This is a genomic window from Pedobacter sp. N36a (genome assembly GCF_014472395.1).
Lineage (GTDB): Bacteria > Bacteroidota > Bacteroidia > Sphingobacteriales > Sphingobacteriaceae > Pedobacter.
Genome location: NZ_JACSZW010000005.1, coordinates 1 through 21,228, shown reverse-complemented (window position 1 = coordinate 21,228; position 21,228 = coordinate 1). Strand labels below are relative to the sequence as shown.

The following is a 21,228-nucleotide window of genomic DNA, read 5'->3' as shown; positions in this document are numbered from 1 at the left end:
TTTTACTGTTGATTTTTGTGAAAAAGAAAAACTAAATCTAATTCGCAAATGAAAATCCTGCTGATCACATTCCTCGGTATATCGACTTTATTCTTCCAGTCCCAAAAATTAAAAGCCCAAAATATCCAGCGCATCTCCGCCAGGATAACTGATTCCAATCATGAGCCACTCATGGGGAACGTATTAATTTACGCTGTTGCGGATCCTGCTTTTAGAAAGGGTATTAGCTTTCTGAACGGTAGTTTCGAAATGTCAGACATCAATCAAAAAGAAGTGACTTTGAAATTAACCTCCCTGCTCTTTGCCGATACGCTCATCCAGGTAAAGTATAACGGAACGACAACTATTGATTTAGGAACTATTGTGATTAAACAGCGTAACATTCAGTTGAATGAAGTTCGGGTCAGTGCTCAGGTGCCTCTGACGCGGCATTTGACGAATGGTAACCTTGAGGTGAAGGTGGCCAATACCATACTTGCGAATAGCAGTTCCTTAACTGAAATTCTAAGCAGGGCTCCAAATGTGATCATTAGTGATGGACAGATTTCTGTAGCCGGTAAAGGCGAGGCTACGATTTATTTGAATGGCAGACTCATCACTGCGGAACGCATGGCTTCTATTCCGGCTTCGCAGGCAGAAAAGATTGAGATCATTTCCAATCCCTCTTCAAAATATGATGCAGAAGGAAAAGCGGTCATAAATATCATTACCAAAACTAATGCCGGAGAAGGGTTTCTTGCTAATGTTAGTCAGTTGGTTACCGTGTCTGAATTTGCAGGTCTGAATACGAATACCATGTTTGACTTCAATTACAATAAAGAAAAACTTTCTGTAGTAGGTAATTATGGCTTGTTTCAAGGAGAGGACAAGGAGCGGCTGTATACCACCAGGACCCGGCCCTCGGAAGAAGATTTTTTGCGATCTGAGTTAACCACAAACTGGAACCGTAAACTTCATCATCTCTCTAATTATGGGCTCGGTGCTCAATATAGTATCAATAAAGACAAGAGTCTTTCTCTGGGGTATAATGGGAATTTAGAAAAACAGGGGGGAAGCCAGGACAGTAAGAACAACATTACCACCAATGAAGGAACACGCTTTTATAGCAGCGATATCAAGAAAAATGAATATCGGCTAAATCACTCCTTTACTTTTAATTACAACCAATCTATAGATACGCTGGGCTCGGTGTTTTTTGTCGGAAGTCAGTATTCAGATTATCATGCCGACATCAATGACCTCATTGATGAGCAAAGTTTGATCGATGGAACAGCTGCTTTCAGGGTTTTAAAAAATGATGTTCAGCATAGGATCATGATTTCCAGTACGCAGGCGGATTATACCAAAGTGTTCAATGACAGGGAAAAACTGGAGCTTGGGCTTAAATTCAGCTATGTGAATACGAACTCTGGTACTGGTTTTCTGATTGCAGATGACGGGGGAGATTTTAGACCAGATGAAAACTTATCCAGTGATTTTGAATATAGAGAGAAAATACCGGCTGCCTATCTCAATTACAGTGGAGTTTTAATGGGTAAGATTAACTTCGGATTAGGCCTAAGGGGAGAATGGACCAATTACACATTAAATACGAGTGTAGGCGGGAGGCAAGAGATCCGTGATGATTATGTTAATCTTTTTCCAAGCCTAATGCTCAGCAGGACTATTTCTGATCAGCTTAAATTGAGTGCTTCCTACGTTTCGAGGATCACCAGGCCGAGGTATCAGGCTTTAAATCCATTTGTCATTTATTAGGACCCTTTTACGACCATTGAAGGAAATCCCAACCTTATTCCGGAGAAAGTGCATTCTTTTGAATTAGGTGCATATTATCGGAAAGTTGACCTGAGGATTGGTTATAACTATTTGGATGACCCGCTTAGTTCCGCCGCTTTAAGGGGTATTACGCCAGATAGTTATGTCTTAAAGGGGCTTAACCTGGAAAAGAGTCATGCTTATTTCGCTGCACTTTCTGTCTCGACAGGTCTGGGTTTCTGGACGGCTATAAACACAGTAAATCTGAGCTATACCAAAATGATAGATGATCAGTTTTCCTTTGTATCTCTGCCGCCAAGGCCGCAATGGTATTTTTACTCTAGCAACACTTTTAACGTGAAAAATTTGTTTAAGGTACAACTGTTGGCTTGGTATCTTGGAGAACGGTCTTCAGGATTGTATCAAAACAGAAGCAGGTCTTTAGTGACAATAGGCATTGATAAAGAGTTTTTTAAAGATGCACTGAAGTTGAAGTTTTTGGCAAATGATGTCTTTCATAAAACAAATAACTCGGGAGATTATAGCGTTGGGCATACTGATATATTTTTCGACAGGTCATTTAACAACAACTATTTCCGGCTGGTGGCTGCTTATAGTTTCGGTAAACTGAAAAACAGCATGTATAAAAATAAGCCAACAGGGCAGGCTGAAAATAGCAGGGCAAATTAATAGAAACTTAAAACACTAATGAAAAGTAAACTCAAAAAGTCAGAGTGGTGCAACCATCTGTGGTATCGATATTAACAGCAAAGAGGGGGAGGAGGAGATCAAAAAGTCACTTAAGCACATTATCGAATGGGCTTATTGTTAATATGACAGATATAACTTTATTTTTGTTCATAAATCGTATTAGAAAGGTTAATTGTCATAAAGCCTCATCAATGCAAATCCGGTTAAAATGAGGGAACCATCTTCCATCACATTTTTGCTTAATTATTTAAATTTTTTACTATCTAAGTACTTGAAAATAAATAAATTATTACGTTAGAATATCTTTATCTTTAATGGACGCTCTTCCATTCTGTAATCACTAAATTATCGTTAGCTTATGACTAAAATTGTCGATCAGCAATATATTATAGCTATCGGAGCATCGGCCGGAGGCTTGGAAGCTATATCCGTGTTCTTTGATCATACCCCACTGGATTCCGTATCCTATATCCTGATACAGCATCTTTCTGCTGATTTTAAGAGTCAGATGGTGCAGATCCTGGCCCAGCATAGTAAACTGCAAGTGATTGAGGCGATTGACAATGTAGAGATTAAGCCAAATACGGTTTACCTCATTCCGAGTGCGAAGTTTATGTCAATAGAAAAAGGCAGACTGATTCTTTTGGACAAAAAATACCAGCCACGCCCGCACATGACAATTGATTACTTTTTCAGTTCTCTGGCGAAAGAACGCGGAAACAAAGCCATTGGTGTCATTTTATCCGGCACAGGAGATGATGGTTCAAAAGGAATAGAAGCCATTAAAAATGCCGGTGGGATGACACTAGTTCAGGATCCAATTACTGCAAGCTTTAGTGGTATGCCGGTGGCGGCCATTTCGACCGGTTGTGCGGATAGGATCATTTCACCCAAAGCCATGCCGCAGCTCATTGATGAATATGTTATGGATGGCTTTCTGGATCAGTTAACTGGCGAAATTTCGGCGCCTAACGATGGGGAAGTGATCGGAAAAATATTAACGCTAATCAAGGACAGCCTACCATTGGATTTTAGTGATTATAAGCGGCCGACAATTATCAGGCGGATTAAAAGACGGATGGAGCATCATCATCTGAACGAGATTGGTCAGTATTACAAATTACTAAAAGGCAATACCTCAGAGATCACTTTACTCGCCAATGAGTTCCTGATCAGCGTAACCTCCTTTTTTCGTGACCAGGAGGCATTTCAAATCATTGAAGAAACCGTTATCCCGGCCATCATCAAAAATAACAATACCGAAGTATTGAAAATATGGGTAGCTGGCTGTGCTACCGGAGAGGAGGCTTATTCTATAGCGATATTGATCAAAGAATATTTAAATAAATATCCCAAAAATATAGAGGTCAAAATCTTTGCTTCGGACATCAGTAAAGCGGCGCTGGATATCGCTTCAAAAGGCATTTATCCCGAAAGTATTGTTAAAAGCGTATCCAAGGATAGACTTCAGCAATTTTTCACCAAAGAAGGTACAAGTTATAAAATCAAACACGAAGTTCGAAAGATGCTTATCTTTGCTCAGCATAACCTGACCAATAATGCGCCATATTGTAATATGGATCTGATCAGCTGCCGAAACCTGTTGATATATCTGAATGTGACTTTACAGCAAAAGGTATTTGCCCTGCTGCATTTTGGATTAAAAGAGGGTGGTTATCTCTTTTTGGGACCGAGCGAGAGCGGTTCTGTTATTATGGATGGCTTCAACGAGGTCAACAGCAAATGGAACATCCTAAAAAGTTATAAAACAGGTCGTTCGATCAGTTCTGATACCTTTTCATCCCATAGGATCGGGGAATTCCAGGAGAAAACAGAAGCAACCAAAAAGCAAGTCACGCAGGTATCAAAAAGTGAACTTGCCTACCAGGTCAATTCAGCCTTGTTAAGGGAAAGAGCTTTTAACGGTGTTTGTACGGATGAAAACCTGCATGTTGTTCAGTCATTTGGGGATACCGAATCTTATTTGAAAAACATTAATTTTAACTATAATCTAATTGATCTTTTACCGGATCATATTTGCACACTCTTTAAGGCTACTGCCTGGAAATCGCTAAAGTTGAATGAAAGGTTTGTGCTCAATGGGCTTAGTATAAGCGGTACCGGCAAGGATGAAAACAAACTGATCGATATTGTCATCAGCCCTTTTTATATTGTCGGATCGGAAGAAAGACTGCTTTTGGTCTTGTTTACAGAAAGTCATGCGGGTACCAAAGAGGGGAATGTAATCCACATTGAAGATATCAACGAAGTGATGCGTGAGCATATCATCAGCCTGGAACAGGAGGTGGCACAGCTTAGACATACCGTAACTGTAGCGCATGAGCTTATTGGCTCTTCCAATGAAAATATGCAGTCTTTTAATGAAGAACTGCAGTCTGCCAACGAGGAAATGCAATCTGCTAATGAAGAAATGCAAAGTACCAATGAAGAACTTCAATCGGTAAACGAGGAACTGCAAACGGTCAACAGGAACCATGAACTGACCATTGATGAATTGACGGACCTGAATGACGACCTGAATAATTACTTCAGGAGTAATATAAATGGTCAGTTATTTGTTGACAGGGACTTGTTGCTGAAAAGATATTCGCCGGGAGCAGTGGAGCACATTAACATTCGAGAAAGTGATATTGGTCGGCCACTTAGCAATATAACAACCAATATCAAATTTGAAACTTTGATCGATGATATCAAAAGGGTCATCCAGAATGAGGAACACATTACGCGGGAAGCAGAAGCACCGAATGGAAAGGTCTATCAGGTGATGACCATGCCTTACCTGAAGAAGAACAGCAAAAAAGCCGATGGAGCTGTTATCAGTTTTTATGACATCAGCGAACTGAAGAAATTATTGCGGGAGCTGGACATTAGCAATAAAAATCTGGACATCAGTAACCACAGCCTTGATGAAAGTAATCAAAGTTTACTGAGAATTAATGCTGACCTTAACAACTTTGTTTTTGGTGCTTCCCACGACCTCAATGCGCCAATATTGAACATTGAAATGTTGCTGGAGATACTTAATGAAAAGCTCGATACCCAAGACTCCGAGGTCATGGAATTATCAGAGATGATGTATAAAGCGGTTACCAATTTTAAATCCATACTTAGCGATCTGGCCAGGATTGGTCACTTGGAATCAGAAGATGATGAGGGGGCTGAGGAAAGCTTTCCGGATTTATTTGACGAGATAAAGGAGGTCATGTCGGAACATATTAAGGTTTCTAAAGCCATTATTCATACCGATTTTCGTGAAAATAGGGTACGGTTTGCTAAAAAGAACTTGAGAAGCGTGATGCTGAACCTTCTCACAAATGCGATCAAGTTCAGCCATCCTGATCGTTTGCCAGAGATTAGTATCAAAACTGAAAGAATAGGCCAATTTATCCTGTTGACGATAACTGATAATGGCATTGGCATCAACAAGGACGAGGTTGATCATATCTTCAAAAAATATAAGCGATTAAGCATGGTAACACATGGTACCGGTATCGGATTGTACCTTATCCGTAAGATCGTCAATGCTTCTGGCGGCAAAATCGAAGTGGAGTGCGCAATAGGTAAAGGCTGTGCTTTTAAGATTTTTTTTAAAATGTAAAACAGCGAATTTTGGTTTTATCTTCAAGCCTTTCGTTTGCAATATTGGTGTCTTACTTGTAGAGCGGAGCCGAGTTAATTCCATTATAGTTGGAATATATAATCCGGAAAGGGGAAAGTTTTAACACAAAGGCAACCTTGTGTTAAAACTTTCCCCCTTTCTTTTTTGTGTTTAGGACCCTATTGATCCTTCACCCATTCCTTGCAATTTAGGAAGGGTTATCTTACCACTGTAGCTTCCAGCTCCACTGTTAGCGTTTCAAAAAGACCTTTTACCTCTAACAAAGTCATCGCCAGTTTGATGCTGTTTTTGGCGATCCACTCCTGAAGGATAGGGAACTGGGGCCAAAAATCTGCTGTGGAGGTGGTGTAGATAGTTAAGCGCACAATATTTTTGCAGTCGTAACCAGCCTCGCGAATGACTTGTTCCATATTTTGTATGGCTCCAGTCAATTGTGTTTTCATGTCGGCAGTACTTGGTTGTCCATCAGGGCTAATAGCTGTTTGTCCTGAAACGTAGAGTGTACCTTGTATTTGTGTGACTTCTACCGCTTGCACAAAACTGAGTTGATCTTGCCATTTCCAGGGATTAGTGATTTGCTTTTCCATTCTTTTTGGGTTTTTTCTGTAGCCATGGAGTGTCCATGGCTTGATTAATTAATGATCCAAAGTTGCATGGAATGCAGGGATTTTGAAGATGACATTACTCACGATTATGGTGTGAGGTTTGTCACACCGGGGCCTTTGTCCTAACGGGAAAATCTGCTCAGGGTTTCTCTGGACACGCCCAGATAGGCAGCAATCAGTGATTTTGGGACGCGCTGAAATAAAGAAGGATATCGTTTAAGCAATTGCTCATACCGTTCTTTTGCATTAGAGGTAATCAGCGACAATATGCGTCGCTGCGCTCCAAGAAAACCAAAACTCGATTTCTCGAGGAAGAAACGTTCCATCTTTTGAAGACCATCACATAGCTTCCGATAATTTTCGAAGCTAAGGCCAAGCACCTCAGTGTCTTCCAGACATTCCAACGATAGAGTTGCTTCAGTCTGCGTGTAAAAGGCATAATAATCACTTTCCCACCAATCTTCCATTGCAAAGGAAATGATGTGTTCTTTTCCCGAATCATCTGTATGAACTAATTTTAAAAGCCCCGATACTACAAAATAAGAATATTTCACCTGATCGCCCTTCTGGATAATAAACTGATGTTTCTTAAACTTCTTGACCATAAAATGAGTCGATATAAAGGCAAATTCTTCATCACTGAGTGGCACTACTTTTTCTATATGTTCTCTAAGTTTTTCCTGCATCAAATGCCTTCTATTTTTCTAACAGCCTGCCTAAAACCATTGCCTCTTGCCAAAATAAAAACAATAAACTCAATAGCAAGCAGTACCATAAGATATCCGTTTGCTTTCGAGGTTTAAGCCAAAACAAAAATACAAAAAAAACAGAAGTGCTAATGAAGTACCTCAAAATCGACCTAAAGATCTGGGCAAAAGAAGCCGGATAATGATCAGGAATAATGTCATGAGGATTAGTAAGAGGCTTTCTGTAGTTTTTTCTCAATTGCAAGATGATTGCGAGGAAGAGTGCAAGTAGGATGGCAAGCTGGAATCCCTTAAAAATGCTGGTTTCCTTTTTGGTACTTACACTTTTTAACGTGGTCAAGCTCGAATAGGCAAACTCCTTTATACCGATGGTTTCTCGTTTATCAAAATCTTTTTGGTACTCATATTTCCAGTTGGATCATTAAAGGTAAAGACGGAATCATCTATCCAGTTTTTAAACTGACCATCAATAGTTGAATGCCTAAAAAGCTCTACCTTTCCGTGAAGCTTTCTCTAATCTCGCAAGCAATCTACTTTTACTGTTTCGACACCCAAATTTCGATCTCGATTTTAAGTTCTGGAAGACCTAATGCTGTAATTTAAGCATCTAAGCCAATTTAACCAGAGAAGATAAATAAAACCGAATTTCTAGGAACGATGGTTACGTGCGAATATTTCCCCACGGGGGCCGGCACTCCTTTGGGAAATAGTAAGCGTTAACCTTTGATATATCTGCAAAATTATGTGAAGCAAATTTTGCAGAATTGTAAAAAACCGACAAGTATCTTGAAAGCGGATAATTCCTGAGAAAAGTTTAGGTGAAAGACCCACGTATTGTTTTATGATTCTTTCCAAAGAACGTTCCGACATATTTGTTGCTATGTTGATCTTCGTGTAAGCCCTGGCCACTTTGCAATAACCTAGAGGCAAATTCAGTTGATCTGGATCCTTTATTGTACAGATAGTGATGTTTTCTACGCTTAGTTGTTTGCGTAGCCTAAGTTTTTTTTGAATTTCAGACCTGTACTTACCTGTTTGATCCATTCCCTTGCCATCAAATCATGCCCAGGGACTGTTAGGTGAATACTGTCCCATATCCAGTATAAATCTGGCGTTAATCCAGTTTATTTTTGGCAGGATTAAATCCATCAGGATCAAATCAAATGATTTTAATAAGGCCAGTTTTTTTTCCCATCTCTCCATCATGTGCCAGGGTAACCTGAAAACCAAGTTCGGTCAATCCTTTTTGGATCAGCTCAGTTACCCTTCGTTCATCTTCTATTACCAGAATCCCCATACTGAAATTTTGATGGTGCAAACTTCAGTATTATTTGTCTGAATTTTATGTATTTGGTTTTTAAAAATTTCTAAACCAATCCTTTCCTTGTTGTTCGCTGGTCTCCCGCTGAAGTTATTTATGGTAGGACCATTTTTAATAACAGGTTAGATGCTGAGTAAACAAAACCCTTTAGCAAACACCCGCGTGGCTCTGGAAGGATATTTTGGTAAAACTGCTAATATAGAGGGCCTCACAAAACTATTTTGTCTTAATCTGATAGTTTAATGGCCTAACGTGGCCTGCCTGGGAACTCGTTAGCCGTAATTTTGCTGCGTGAAATATTTTAGAGAGAAGTTATGAAAATGAACAAATATATCATCATCAACGAAAGACCTGTATTATTTTCTACTGATATCATTCATGCCGATATGGTGTCTGAGCAAGTAAAGATCGATAGTGCAGGATTTTTCATTCTTTGTAAGAATGAAAAAAATCAAAAGATAGAAGTCGTATGTATGAAAGTACATCGCTATCTGTATCAAGTCGCCCAGAGGTCGATCAACAACTCATCTTGGATTATCTGGGACTGAACAAATAAAAATGCAATGAAAAAAAAGCGATTATATACAGTTTTATTAATACTATTCATTTGTGGTAGCTGCTCAATGGCGCAGGAGAAGGCTTTGTCCAAAGCGCATCATGTGGTAATCAAGACAAATCTTGCAGGCATTACTTTGTGGAACCTTAATCTAGCAGGTGAGCTAAATTTGAATCCTGTTGAATCAGTTTACCCACTTACATTACATGTACCGGTATCCTATAATCCATTTAGCTATGGTCATGATGCCAAATTAAAACATATTGCCATACAGCCTGAATTAAGGCTTTGGAAGGGAGCAGCTTTTAGCAAATTCTTTATCGGGCTACATGCACACTACGCTTACTATAACGCAGGCGGTATATCGAATATTAACAAAAGAATCAAAGAAAACCGGTATCAGGGCAATCTGTTTGGAATGGGTGCATCTGGAGGATATAAATACATGATCAACGATAAAATTGGGATCGAATCTGTTTTGGGGCTGGGTTATGCGGTTGTGAATCATGATATATATGATTGCCAGCACTGCGGTTCCAAGAAAGGAGAAGAAACCAAGATTTTATTTGTTCCCACAAAATTTGCCATCTCATTAGTATACAGGATTAAGTAATCAGAAAAGTTAATGGAAATAGATTGAAATGACGCTGAATATAGTCATAAGGGTCTTTCTATATAAATTTTAAAAACAGTAAAAAAAAACGAGAAAATGAAAAGGATTCTTAAAAATTGTGCCTTTACGGCTTTAGCTGCCTTAACACTGGCGGCTTGTAAAAAAGATCAAAAAAGTGAAGTTAACTTTAAGGAAACTAACGGAAAAGACGCCAGACTTCAGTTAATGGTGTCAGCACCCAAATCTGTATTTACTTATGCAGCAGGGGATGCGAATGCTACGGATGCAGAGATGAAAATTAATACCCTGGACGTATTTGTGTATGATGATGGAGCGCCGTTTACGCTTACTTCATACACACATATTGATGGTAATGATATTTATGAAGCTGATGGAAAAACGATCAAAGCGCAATCTATTGAAGTGAAAACTGGAGCTAAACAAGTTTTTGTCGGCGTCAATCTTGCGCAGGAGATTGTAAACAAACTAAAGTCAAACTACGCCAACATGAATACCGCTCTGAATGTCGATATGGCTACACTGGTAAATGGCGACGGTTCTGTTGCCATGTTTAATGAAAGCATTAACCGGATTTCAGTTTCAGAGGATCAGGCCGCTAATAAAATAACGGTACCCGTTAGCCGATTAGTTGCAAAAACAAGTGTCAAGTCTGGGCAGTCGCTAATGCTTTCTAATATATCAGGCGGTAATTTATCTGAACTAAATTATACCATTGGACAGGCAAATACGAAGCAAATTGTCGCTCCGCTCGTCAACTTTAAAGATGCGAACTGGATTGCAGCAGACCACACGGGTTCTGATTTAAGGCTGGTTGATATTTCAACTTTTATACCGCTAAATGTAGCTTCAGCTACTGTTGGAAGTCAAAATGTGATGTATGCTCCTGAAAATACGTCTAAAGAACACCAATACAATCAGGTAACTTACCTTAGTGTGAGAGGCAAGTTTACCCCATCTGTGTTGACTGGTACTAAGCCCATTGAAGCCAATGGAACATTTTATGCCGTATTTACCAATTATGGGGTTTATTATTTTGGATCCTTACAGGAAGCGCAGCAGCATGCTGATGAAAATGGCGGTGCAGCGCCAATTACTTACAGTAACGGATATTGCTACTATCGTTTATATTTAAATCCAGAAGGAAGCGTAATGGGTGAAGGCAAATATGATTTGCTTAGAAATGTATACTACAATGCTACTGTGACTAAAATTAATGGCTTGGGAACACCTGGTGAAAACCAGATCAATGGCGATACCGGTACACCTGGCAATCCTGGAAGCCCTTTAATCTCACCAGATCCAATATTGCCAACAGATCCAATCACACCGTCTAAAAAAGTGAATATAGAAGCGACAATAACGATTGTGCCTTGGACTATGCATGTTGCTGATTACGAAATTTAAAATACTTGGCAATCTATTTAAAGGTGAGGGAGCCGATTTCTGGATTCTAGAAATCGGCTCCCTTTCCTAAAATAAGCAGAATTAATTAGCCTCACATTTAAAAATTACATATACCATTTTGATTATGAGAAGGACATGTGCATTTGCAATGATACTGGCTCTTATGGTTTTAACCCAAGCATGCATAAAAGAGAAGCTGGAGGATTGCGAACTTAAGGTAGCCCTGCATTTTACGCAGGCGGATAGCTGTAGCAATCAGCCGATTTACCGCAAGACTGGTTATCTTAATGTTTTCGCCTTCAATCAGAAAGGGATTTTGTCAGGCCGTTTTTCTAACGCCGGAATTTCTTTTGGCTCGGACGAGCATATTGTGTTAAATCTGAAAAGTGGGGATTATACCCTCGTAGCAGTCTCTGGATTAACAGAGCAGCTTTTTGCGAGCCAGAGACTTGTAAATGGACAGACCCATATTAGCGAATTTTATATACCCTCATATATTGGGAAAGATGGTGAAAAAGAAACAGAAAACAGCCCATTTTTTATTGGGGTAGCGCAACAGGTTAATCTATCGCAAAGCAAGCCGTATTCAGTTGCTATGAAGTTAATCAGCAAACCGATTAATTTAGTTTTAAATGGTAGACCTGCTAATCGCAGTTACCAGGCAAGAATAAGCTTTAATGCTACGCTTTATAGCTTAAAGAATGATTTCACATTCCGTTTTGCACAGGACCATTTTACGATGGCAAACCTTCACGCGGATGCGCTTAAACACAATGTCTATCATGCAAATACGGGTATGCTGTGGCCGGGCAAAAATCAGGACTCCAGGTTAATAATTCGCGACTTATTGGAAGGTGTGGATATTTTTAATGTTGACATCACAAGCCTGTTGGCCAGATTTAACCATGTTGATTTTCAATGTGAACCTGAAATTAACATCGAAATAAATGGCTCCATAACGCCTGACATTGAAATTGTTATAAATGGCTGGAAAGTACAATATTCAGAAATGGAGCTGTAGTTTAAAAATATAAAACTGACAGAAATGAAAAAGTATCTACATGTGCTTACACTAATAGGGAGTTTGATAATTGTAAGTTGCCGTAAGGAAACAGAACAAATGGGAAATTTGCAGGATGGCGCAATCAATCAAAGCGTCAAGTTAATGTTGAGTTTGCCCAAATCTGTTCAACCCAACACCTACACTGTCACTGCAGATGAGGAGAATAGGATTGAATCGATAGATTTGCTTGCCTTTAAAGTACTAAATGGCCAAGAACTTTTTTCATACCATGTCAAAGGAATGATGTTAGCAACAGATGGGGTGAATGGAAAGGTTACTTTCTATGCAGATCTTCTTAAAAGCAAAGAAGAATATCGATTTGTAATCATCTGCAATGCCAGGGCGGAGCTGGAACGAGCACTAGATTCATTTATCGAAGGTAAGCCGAAAGACGACATGTTGCCTAGCCTAATTAAGTTAAATACCCAAAAATGGAAGTCAGAAAATACCAGCAATTTCAAACCTTTCCCAATGTGGGGGGAAGCTGAGGTTGTAAAAGGTATAGATGCCCTGACCAGTAATATCAACTTCAACGTAATACGCAGTCTGGCTGCCATAGATGTAGTCTTGGGGCTGTCTGCCAGCCTTGATTTCGAAATGACCTCCGTGGGTGTATTTAACGCTAATAATTGTGGACAGATTGTCCCTTTCCCATCGCATTACAATGTGCAGCAAGAAGCCGTTTCCCAGGAGAGCTTGCCAGATTTGGCACAGTATTTACCCGTTCAGGATTATGAATCTTCGAAATCCTTCAAGGCATTAAAAAATGAGATTTACTTGTTTGAGAGCAAAGCAGCCCAGAGTGCTTTTGCCGCTGAGGCAACAGGACTTGTAATTGGTGGAAAATATCAGGGTATTGATCCTGTAACTTATTACAGAATCGATATTGTTGACGCAAATGGTAAGCCAATCCCCTTGCTGCGCAATCATCGTTACACTTTAAATATTGTCAAGGTCAATGGAAGGGGAGTTGCCAGTAAGGAATTGGCATGGAATACCAAACCTGTAAATATAAAGGTGAGCATAACACAATGGTCAGAGGGTAATTTGGGGGATGTAGATATTCCGGAGAGTTATGAATTGAAGGTTGGACAGGAGTTCTTTCAGGACGATGGAGGAAGGAAACGGGTTAATATTAATCTCAATGCAACCCATTCTCGCGGATGGACAGTAAGTTCTAGCGCCAATTGGATAAGCCCTGTTCTTCGCAGTGGTCCTGCAGGAACGGAACAAAAGTTTTCGTTTAATTTGTCCGGCAATTACTCAGGTGTATCAAGAACAGGTACGTTGACTTTTAAATCTGGAATATTGAGTAAAACCCTTAGGATTACGCAAGCTGTGCCAAACTTCGTAGACAATTTACCGGGCCTTGATATCTATGTGGCCAAGACGGACCTTAGGGGTAACTACAACTGGTACAGGGCAGTAAACGTAGAGGAGGGGTCGATATCCACACTAGATCCCCTGGAAATACAGGTAGACCCAGCTCGTACTGGCAGCTGCAAGCAAGTGTATGGTGAAGGTTGGCGTTTGCCAACCTATGATGAATTAACCCGCCTTCTCCCATACCAATATGATAAACGAAACGCTATTGAGCGAGCTCTTCGTGGGGCTGGAGCGACTATTTTTGACCAGCAATATTTTTACTGGACGGGAACAACTTATGTTACTGGTCAATCTGGTGCCCGTGCACTTATCATTAACGCTAACCCTAATGCGAGCACCTTAAGTACTGTTAGTTTAAAAACAGCTGCAAATTATCTGGCAAGGTGCGTTAAAAGTATCCCATTGGAATAACAATAATTAATTCACAGTATAATGAAAATATTCAGCTATAACTTCCCAGGAATATCACTGCAGCATTGTTTAAAAATCGGATATGCAGTCGTTTTTATGGTGTGTAGTGCTGGAATGATATCCTGCCGCAAACAAGAGCCATTTTCTTTAAATGCATTAGAACGGGCCAGTAAAACCGTAGGTTTTAATGTGCAGCTTCCAGGACATAACCCGGCTGTTAATACATATGCGATTAACGACAACGAAGAGAATGCCGTAAAAATGGTAGATATACTTGCGTTTAAGATCGTTAATAAAGGCCTTGCAAATGAATATGAAACCTTCGCTTATAGCGTATCAGGTACAGATATTTCAACGCCAGATGCCGCGAATACTGCCGGGAAAAGTTTCAGAGCTGCCCTTAGAATAGATAATGACAACTATTATAGGTTTGTAGTGCTGGCCAATGTCCATGAGGAGCTTAGTAAAGTAATAATAAACGAAGGAGAGCGAAAAGAAGCAGTTCTGACTAAACTGACGTTTTCAAAAAGCGGGGCCTGGAATGCCAGCTCGGTATTGAGTTATGATGCTTTTCCAATGTGGGGCGAAACGGAATGTGCCGTGATCAGCGGTAGTACAACATCTTTAAACAGCATTGCACTAGTGAGAAGTCTGGCCCGTATAGATGTTGTGCTATCGAAGACAGCAATATCCAATTTTCAGATCACTACAGTTAGTTTAGCTAACAGTTATTCTCAAGGTCTGATTGCACCGGTGCCCTACAACTTTGACGGAAATGTGGTCCGTTCAGAAAGCATCCCACCCGAAGCGCAGCGAAATAATGGTCTCCTTACTTATCAGGTACTTTCTCCGGGTAAAAGCCTGCAACAGGAAATCTATGCGCTCGAAAGTCCGAAAAGTTCATTGCTGCCAAACCAAACTGAGGGTACAGAACTAATTATTGGTGGTAGATATCAGGGGAGTGATGTCGATACTTATTACAGGGTTGCTTTTATAGATGGTTCAGGCAACGCCTTACCCTTATTACGCAATTATAAGTATACCGTGAATATTACCGCTGTAGGCGGAGCTGGCTATGCCAGTATCTCCGATGCTCAAAGTAACATTCCTATCAATATGGAGGTTGACCTGAAACAATTGGACGATGGGGGACTAAATGTGATCAGCACGGATGGTCAGTACATATTGGCCTTGGGTACAGATCAGGTGGAAGTTGGTGCGGCAAAAGGCCAGGTTATCAGGGTAAGGATTTCCTCGGTAGGCGCTTCATGGTTTGCATACAGTGATCCAAAAGATGCAAATTGGATAGATTTGAATAGAGAAGTGGATCCTATCGATGGTAAAAGTAATTTACTAATCAATATAATTGCCACTAACCTCGGCCTATCAGGACCCCGTACAGGAAAAATCACCGTCAGACTAGGTGACGCAAATGCCACAATTGGCAGGATCAGTAAAACAATCACTGTAACCCAACGTGATACAAATTAGCTGTTTTGCCTGAAATCTTATTATATGTTATGAAAACGAGATACTATTTATTATACAGCTTGCTGTTAATTTTTGTTTCCTGTAAAAAGACTGATAACTTGGGAACGCTCAATTCAACGGTTTATTCTAAAAATAACCGCACATTGCTGGTTTACATGGGAGGGAACAATAATTTGAGCAAGGAAACTTACGATAAAATCGAGGCGCTTAAAAAATCATACGTATCGAGTATGGGACGGTTATTGATTTTACAAGCAGCAAAAGGGGGTAGCCCAAAGCTAATGGAAATTGGCTTAGACAGTAACGGACATTCAGAATTAAAAATCCTCAAAACTTACCCTAGTGGAAACGCTGCAAGCAAAGCCGTGTTTAAAGAAGCATTACAGGATGTTGTAAAAGAGGCCTATGCTGATTCTTATGGACTTGTGCTTTTTTCGCATGCTTCCGGTTGGCTACCCGAGCGTACGCTGATCAGGCCTCGCACTATTTTACAAGATGGTGATCAAGATATGGAGCTAACGGACTTTGCAGCAGCTATACCTGATCATTTTTTTGATTTCATGATTTTTGAAAGTTGTTTTATGGCGGGTATAGAGGTAGCCTATGAGCTTAAAGATAAAACAGACTATATTGTGGCCTCATCTGCCGAGATACTTTCTCCCGGTTTTATAGATGTTTACCCGAAGATGTTGCCCTGCCTTTATAAGCCGGCCGCAGATTTGACATCCTTCGCACAGCTGTATTTTAATCATTATAACCAGAAAGAGGGGGAGTTGCGTGCGGCTACAATTGCTGTTATCGATACTAAAACATTACCTGCTCTTGCGGAATGGGTTAGGCAGAATGTAGATTATAATTTTCCGCCCGGGGATTTAAAGGATCTACAGCATTTTGATAGATACCAAACCCATCGCCTGTTTTTCGATTTTGAAGATTATTACCGCCGCTTATCGCCACCCGCAAGCCACAAAGAATTAACAACCCTATTGCAAAATACAGTTAAATACAAAGCTGCAACGCCCCGGTTTCTAATGGCTTATAATGGTTTCGCCATAGATCAATTCAGTGGCTTAACCAGCTATATCCCGCAAAAAGATTTTGAATACCTAAACGTAGCGTATAAGAAATTGAAATGGACTTTAGCTGTGAATCCTTAAAGATTTTTTTTATGAAAAATTTGATATTTCTTTCCTTATTTATACCTTATTTACTCACATCCTGCAATTTCTCCAATTCCAGGCAGGCAAACCGGCAAGAGAAAGCGTTATCCGGTAGCCAGGGAGCGACCATTTATGATCCAATACACCACTATTGGGATAACCTGAATGTACGTGATACCGCAACACTTTTCAGGAAGGAAGGGGGAGAGCAACTACTTGTGGATTATCTGTTTTTACTAAACAAAACATCAGCAGAATCGGCTCCTGGAGGTTTAAACACTTTGCTGAATAAAATCTTAGGCAACCAGGTTCTATTCGATCATTTCATTGGTCTTATTGAAAAATATCTTTATCACCCTGATTCACCGTTTAGGAACGAAGCGGAGTATATCTCCGTGTTGGAATACTGTATAAAAGATGAACGTTTAGGTCCACAATATAAGATCAGGCCACAATATCAGCTGAGCTTGTTATATAAAAACAGAGTGGGGCATGCTGCAGAAGATTTCAACTACATCACCCCTTCGGTTTTTAAAGGTAGTTTGTATAAGATAAACGCTCCGCTTACGTTGCTGCTTTTTTATGATCCAGACTGTGAAAACTGTAGGGAAATCATACGACAACTCTCCAGTAGTAAAATACTGAAATCGATGCAGCGTCGGAAAGAATTGCAGATATTGGCTATTTACACTGCAAACGACCTTAGACTTTGGAAGGATCACGCCTCTTCAACACCTGCAGAATGGATAATTGGCAGAGACATGCAGCAAATACAGAAACAAAAAAAATACGATTTACGTGCATTTCCGACTTTTTACCTGCTGGATAGAGATAAAAAAGTATTGCTGAAAGATCCCTATATGGATGTGGTTATGGATACTTTGGTTTCGATCTCAAATAAAACAATGTTAAATCATCGATCAGGATCGATGTAATATGTATATATGAAATGTATTAACGTTCCGAGTCTGGTCGGGATTATCGTATGCTTAATGTTTATCTCACTAAACAGCCTTGGACAGCAAGATAGAGCGGATTTAAAAAAAACAATCAAAACTATTGCATCAAGACATCCCGCAAAAATAGGTTTTGCGGTCATTGATCTCCAGAGTGGGGATACTATCGATTTTAATGGAAAAGCCCATTTTCCAATGCAGAGTGCATATAAATTTCATCTGGCCTTAGCTGTACTAAAACAGGTAGATGAAGGTAAGTTGAAGCTTGATCAGCAAATTTTTGTAACCGCTAAAGATCTTTTACCCAATCCCTGGAGCCCCATGAGAGAAAAATACCCTCATGGGAATGTATCGATTACACTTGCTGAAATATTGTCTTACAGTGTTTCACAAAGTGATAATAATGGTTGTGACATGCTGTTCAGGCTGATTGGCGGGTCCTCAGCAGTACACCAGTTTATCCACAGCGTCGGCATACAAGATGTAGCTAGGGTAGCCACAGAAGAGGAGATGCACATGAATCAAAAAATTCAATTTAAGAACTGGAGTACATCTTTTTCTGCAGTTCAATTGCTAAAGTTATTTTACGACAATAAAATGCTTTCTAAATCTTCCGGTGATCTTCTTTTGGATATTATGATGAAAACCATTTCTGGGCCAAACAAAATTAAGGGATTGCTACCTAAAGTAACGATAGTGGCATATAAAATGGATAGCTCTGGTACAAATTCAGCGGGAGTCACAGTTGCAAGCAACGACATTGGTATTGTTTCTTTGCCAGATGGAAAAAACTTTGCCATTGCTGTTTTTGTCTCGATGACTAACGAAGAAGAAAAAGTTACAGATCAGATCATTCCAGAGTTTACTAAGGGGGCCTGGAATTATTTTTTGAAGGAAGATACTTTATCTTTTCAGCGTAATGTTATAAACCAGCAGAGTGATTCAATCGATCTCTTACTATGATGCCTTCACACACCTATAACCTTTCTACAATTCCTGATCTTCAGATTTTTCTTTAAATTAGTCTTATGAGAGAGGTCATACAGCATCATAGTGTAGATTTGTCATGGACGAAAGATTTGTCAGTCCAGCTAAACGGCTATCTGGATGGAAACTTCATCTGCATTCCCGAAGAATTACAGTCCGGAACCTGTTATGCCATAAAGGTAAATGAATATATTTCGGTATATGTTAAAGAGGTCACCTATAACACCTCTTTCGTTTTTCGTTACAGAAATAAAACTAGCGATTTTGTAACCTTGCACTATGATTTTACCGAAGGGAATGCCGCAATTATTTTCAATGAAGAGTTAAAATCAGTGGGTCGCTGGGCATATAATGAAGCTATGGTCGACAGTTGTATGGATATAGATTATGAAGTAAAAGAAGGTAGCAAAGTTTTTAGCATCACAATTTTTATTTTAAAAGACGAGATTAAACGTCAGCTTTCATTTCTTCCGCAGTTTGACGAGGTATTAGGCGCTCTATTTGATCCGGAGGAAAATACGTTTATACGTTTTAGTAGGGGAAGCAACAAATCCTGGTGGATAGCAGATGAATTGCGTAATGCCGATCAGCAGGATCCGTTATATGAAACACTTCTTAAGGGTATCGTGTATTCCTTGCTAAGTGAGTATATGGATGGTATACTTAACCAGGAAACGTTGATTCAAAAAGTAACAAAAGAAGATTTGGTTGGAATTATCGAATCTCAGTCTTTTTTAATTTCGGAACTGAGAAGGCCCTTTCCGGGAATAAAAGAGTTATCCACCCGCGCCTGTATGTCAGAAACAAAATATAAGATATTATTCAAAAAAATCACCGGTAATACAGCAAACTCCTTCTTTTTGGAAAATAAATTATTTCATGCGCGGGAAATGCTCGAGACCGGTTTACACAGCATAAGTGAAATAGCCGATCATTTTAGCTTTACCACCGCTTCGCATTTTACCGATCAATTTAAGGGGCTCTATAATGTATCTCCTAAAGATTATCTGAATCATATTTAACTAATGAAAGACGGAACTCTACACCTTAGACATAGGTTTGAATTAACGCCTGAATGGCAGCAGGATATTATAGACGGTCTGGGAAATAAGCTCATCGACAATAAATACCTAATTCATGATGGTCGTGTAGCCACTGGCTTTTCTTTATTTTTACAAGTAATGCCTGGCCTGTCTGTACTACTGATGGATGTAATTTATCATATCGATGTTGCGTTTACCAAGATGCCCAGTGTTGAATCCCTTTACTTGATGTATTTTGATTTGAACGAAGGATTCAGTACACGGATTGTAGAGGGTGAGGGGCAAAAAGTACGCTACAGCTCAAATATTGGGATGGGATTTATAGATTCTGATACGCAGACGACCCTAATACCTTTACCAGGGGAAAGATATTACAGCCTTCGTATTTTTGCCAGTAAACAACTAGTCAACTCCATCGTGGGGGAGGTCACACTTTTTTTTAATGCCCATGTCGATAGTGCTAGCCGTTTAATTCTCAATGAACTGAAAAACCGTCCTTTCAATACACCTTCTTATGAATTGTTATTAAAAGGGGTTGCCCTGCGTGTACTGACCATTACGTTAAACAGGGTGAGAGAACTGGAAACTTCAGATCATAAGTTGTCGAATAAAGATTTTACGGGAGTTCTGGAGACAGTTAATCATCTAACGGGTGATTTGCTGATGGAATTTCCAGGTTTAGAGGCTTTAGCGGAGATGGCAGGGATGTCTATTTCAAAGTATAAAATCCTTTTTTCCAAAATTATGAAAAACAGTCCGCAAAGATTTTTCACAAACGCGAAGCTTTCACTGGCAAAGAACTTGTTGCAGAATGGCTCCTTTGCTTCCATAAAAGACATAGCCCTTGAACTTGGATACGAAAAGCCTGGACATTTTGCTTCTGTTTACAAAAAAAACTTTGGGCACCTTCCAAGCGATGTTTTTGTTAAGAAAATAAGTGTTTAGATCATTCTGAATGCATGGCTGGATAAATCCGGAAGGATTGACCCTGTCTAACCAAAAATAGATTTGTGATAAAGTTTTACTTGTCAATTGAGTAGTAATTTGGCTTAAAGGGGGCAACCATATTGGATTTTCCGTACACAGTTTAATCATCAGAAATATTGATAATCCATTTCTTGAGTGTCACTTTCCTTAATTTTCGTTTCGCTCTGTTTTTGTTCCCTTTGTCTACTGCTTTTGTAGTCAAATTTGCTCTTTCTTTTCGTAATTTTATCAACCTACCAAGCTCATCGTAGGCTGTCATCTTAGTCGTTAGTTACGCGATTCTCGGATCAAGCGGAATTCTTGGGGGGAAGGAAGTTTAAGCATAGATTTTAGAAAGTCTGAACAGAAAGAATTTGACATCTCTTACGCCCCTGGAAGTAGCCCTGAAAGCTTTCACTTTTGCATTGAAAG

14 protein-coding genes and 1 pseudogene are annotated in these 21,228 nt (G+C 39.7%); 12 read left to right on the top strand and 3 right to left on the bottom strand.

The genetic code is table 11. The annotated features are described in order from the left end of the window. Nucleotides 1–48 precede the first annotated feature (48 nt). Together H9X96_RS22895 and H9X96_RS11105 are read left to right on the top strand one after the other, a co-directional pair. Nucleotides 49–2,445 (top strand): annotated as a pseudogene (locus H9X96_RS22895) (TonB-dependent receptor domain-containing protein). 379 nt (nucleotides 2,446–2,824) lie between these two features. Continuing rightward, complete coding sequence (locus H9X96_RS11105) at nucleotides 2,825–6,085, top strand: CheR family methyltransferase (RefSeq protein WP_187666354.1); 3,261 nt, start codon at nucleotides 2,825–2,827, stop codon at nucleotides 6,083–6,085. Nucleotides 6,086–6,303: 218 nt separating this feature from the next. Here the strand turns inward: H9X96_RS11105 and H9X96_RS11100 are convergent, their stop codons facing one another. From H9X96_RS11100 to H9X96_RS11090, 3 genes are all read right to left on the bottom strand, one after another. Continuing rightward, nucleotides 6,304–6,693, bottom strand: coding sequence for a RidA family protein (locus H9X96_RS11100; protein ID WP_187666353.1), 390 nt, complete (start codon nucleotides 6,691–6,693; stop codon nucleotides 6,304–6,306). 140 nt (nucleotides 6,694–6,833) lie between these two features. Then, nucleotides 6,834–7,397, bottom strand: coding sequence for a Crp/Fnr family transcriptional regulator (locus tag H9X96_RS11095; RefSeq protein ID WP_187666352.1), 564 nt, complete (start codon nucleotides 7,395–7,397; stop codon nucleotides 6,834–6,836). 1,180 nt (nucleotides 7,398–8,577) lie between these two features. Then, the gene (locus H9X96_RS11090) at nucleotides 8,578–8,715 is read right to left on the bottom strand and encodes a hypothetical protein (protein ID WP_187666351.1); all 138 of its coding nucleotides are present in this window, start codon (nucleotides 8,713–8,715) and stop codon (nucleotides 8,578–8,580) included. A gap of 587 nt (nucleotides 8,716–9,302) precedes the next feature. On the opposite strand from H9X96_RS11090, the gene H9X96_RS11085 reads away from it, so the two are divergent. The 10 genes from H9X96_RS11085 (at nucleotide 9,303) to H9X96_RS11040 (ending at nucleotide 20,775) form a co-directional block, all read left to right on the top strand. Then, a complete protein-coding gene (locus tag H9X96_RS11085; protein ID WP_187666350.1) occupies nucleotides 9,303–9,908 on the top strand; it encodes a DUF3575 domain-containing protein in 606 nt (201 codons plus the stop codon). A 96-nt stretch (nucleotides 9,909–10,004) separates the two neighbouring features. Continuing rightward, nucleotides 10,005–11,333: an Mfa1 family fimbria major subunit gene (locus H9X96_RS11080; protein ID WP_187666349.1), complete on the top strand. Its 1,329-nt coding sequence runs from the start codon at nucleotides 10,005–10,007 to the stop codon at nucleotides 11,331–11,333. Between the two features lie 124 nt (nucleotides 11,334–11,457). Then, the gene (locus H9X96_RS11075) at nucleotides 11,458–12,354 is read left to right on the top strand and encodes a FimB/Mfa2 family fimbrial subunit (protein WP_187666348.1); all 897 of its coding nucleotides are present in this window, start codon (nucleotides 11,458–11,460) and stop codon (nucleotides 12,352–12,354) included. A 24-nt stretch (nucleotides 12,355–12,378) separates the two neighbouring features. Beyond that, entirely contained in the window at nucleotides 12,379–14,193 is a 1,815-nt protein-coding gene (locus tag H9X96_RS11070; protein ID WP_370576733.1) for a BACON domain-containing protein, read from the top strand. A gap of 21 nt (nucleotides 14,194–14,214) precedes the next feature. After that, nucleotides 14,215–15,684, top strand: coding sequence for a FimB/Mfa2 family fimbrial subunit (locus H9X96_RS11065; protein WP_187666346.1), 1,470 nt, complete (start codon nucleotides 14,215–14,217; stop codon nucleotides 15,682–15,684). A gap of 98 nt (nucleotides 15,685–15,782) precedes the next feature. Then, nucleotides 15,783–16,841, top strand: coding sequence for a clostripain-related cysteine peptidase (locus H9X96_RS11060; protein WP_187666345.1), 1,059 nt, complete (start codon nucleotides 15,783–15,785; stop codon nucleotides 16,839–16,841). Between the two features lie 11 nt (nucleotides 16,842–16,852). Next, the gene (locus H9X96_RS11055) at nucleotides 16,853–17,779 is read left to right on the top strand and encodes a DUF5106 domain-containing protein (RefSeq protein ID WP_187666344.1); all 927 of its coding nucleotides are present in this window, start codon (nucleotides 16,853–16,855) and stop codon (nucleotides 17,777–17,779) included. 57 nt (nucleotides 17,780–17,836) lie between these two features. After that, a complete protein-coding gene (gene bla / locus H9X96_RS11050; RefSeq protein ID WP_187666343.1) occupies nucleotides 17,837–18,763 on the top strand; it encodes a class A beta-lactamase, subclass A2 in 927 nt (308 codons plus the stop codon). Nucleotides 18,764–18,861: 98 nt separating this feature from the next. Next, the gene (locus H9X96_RS11045; RefSeq protein ID WP_255431080.1) at nucleotides 18,862–19,809 is read left to right on the top strand and encodes an AraC family transcriptional regulator; all 948 of its coding nucleotides are present in this window, start codon (nucleotides 18,862–18,864) and stop codon (nucleotides 19,807–19,809) included. 3 nt (nucleotides 19,810–19,812) lie between these two features. After that, nucleotides 19,813–20,775, top strand: a complete 963-nt coding sequence (locus H9X96_RS11040) for a helix-turn-helix transcriptional regulator (RefSeq protein WP_187666341.1) — start codon at nucleotides 19,813–19,815, stop codon at nucleotides 20,773–20,775. The last annotated feature ends 453 nt before the right edge of the window (nucleotides 20,776–21,228 follow it).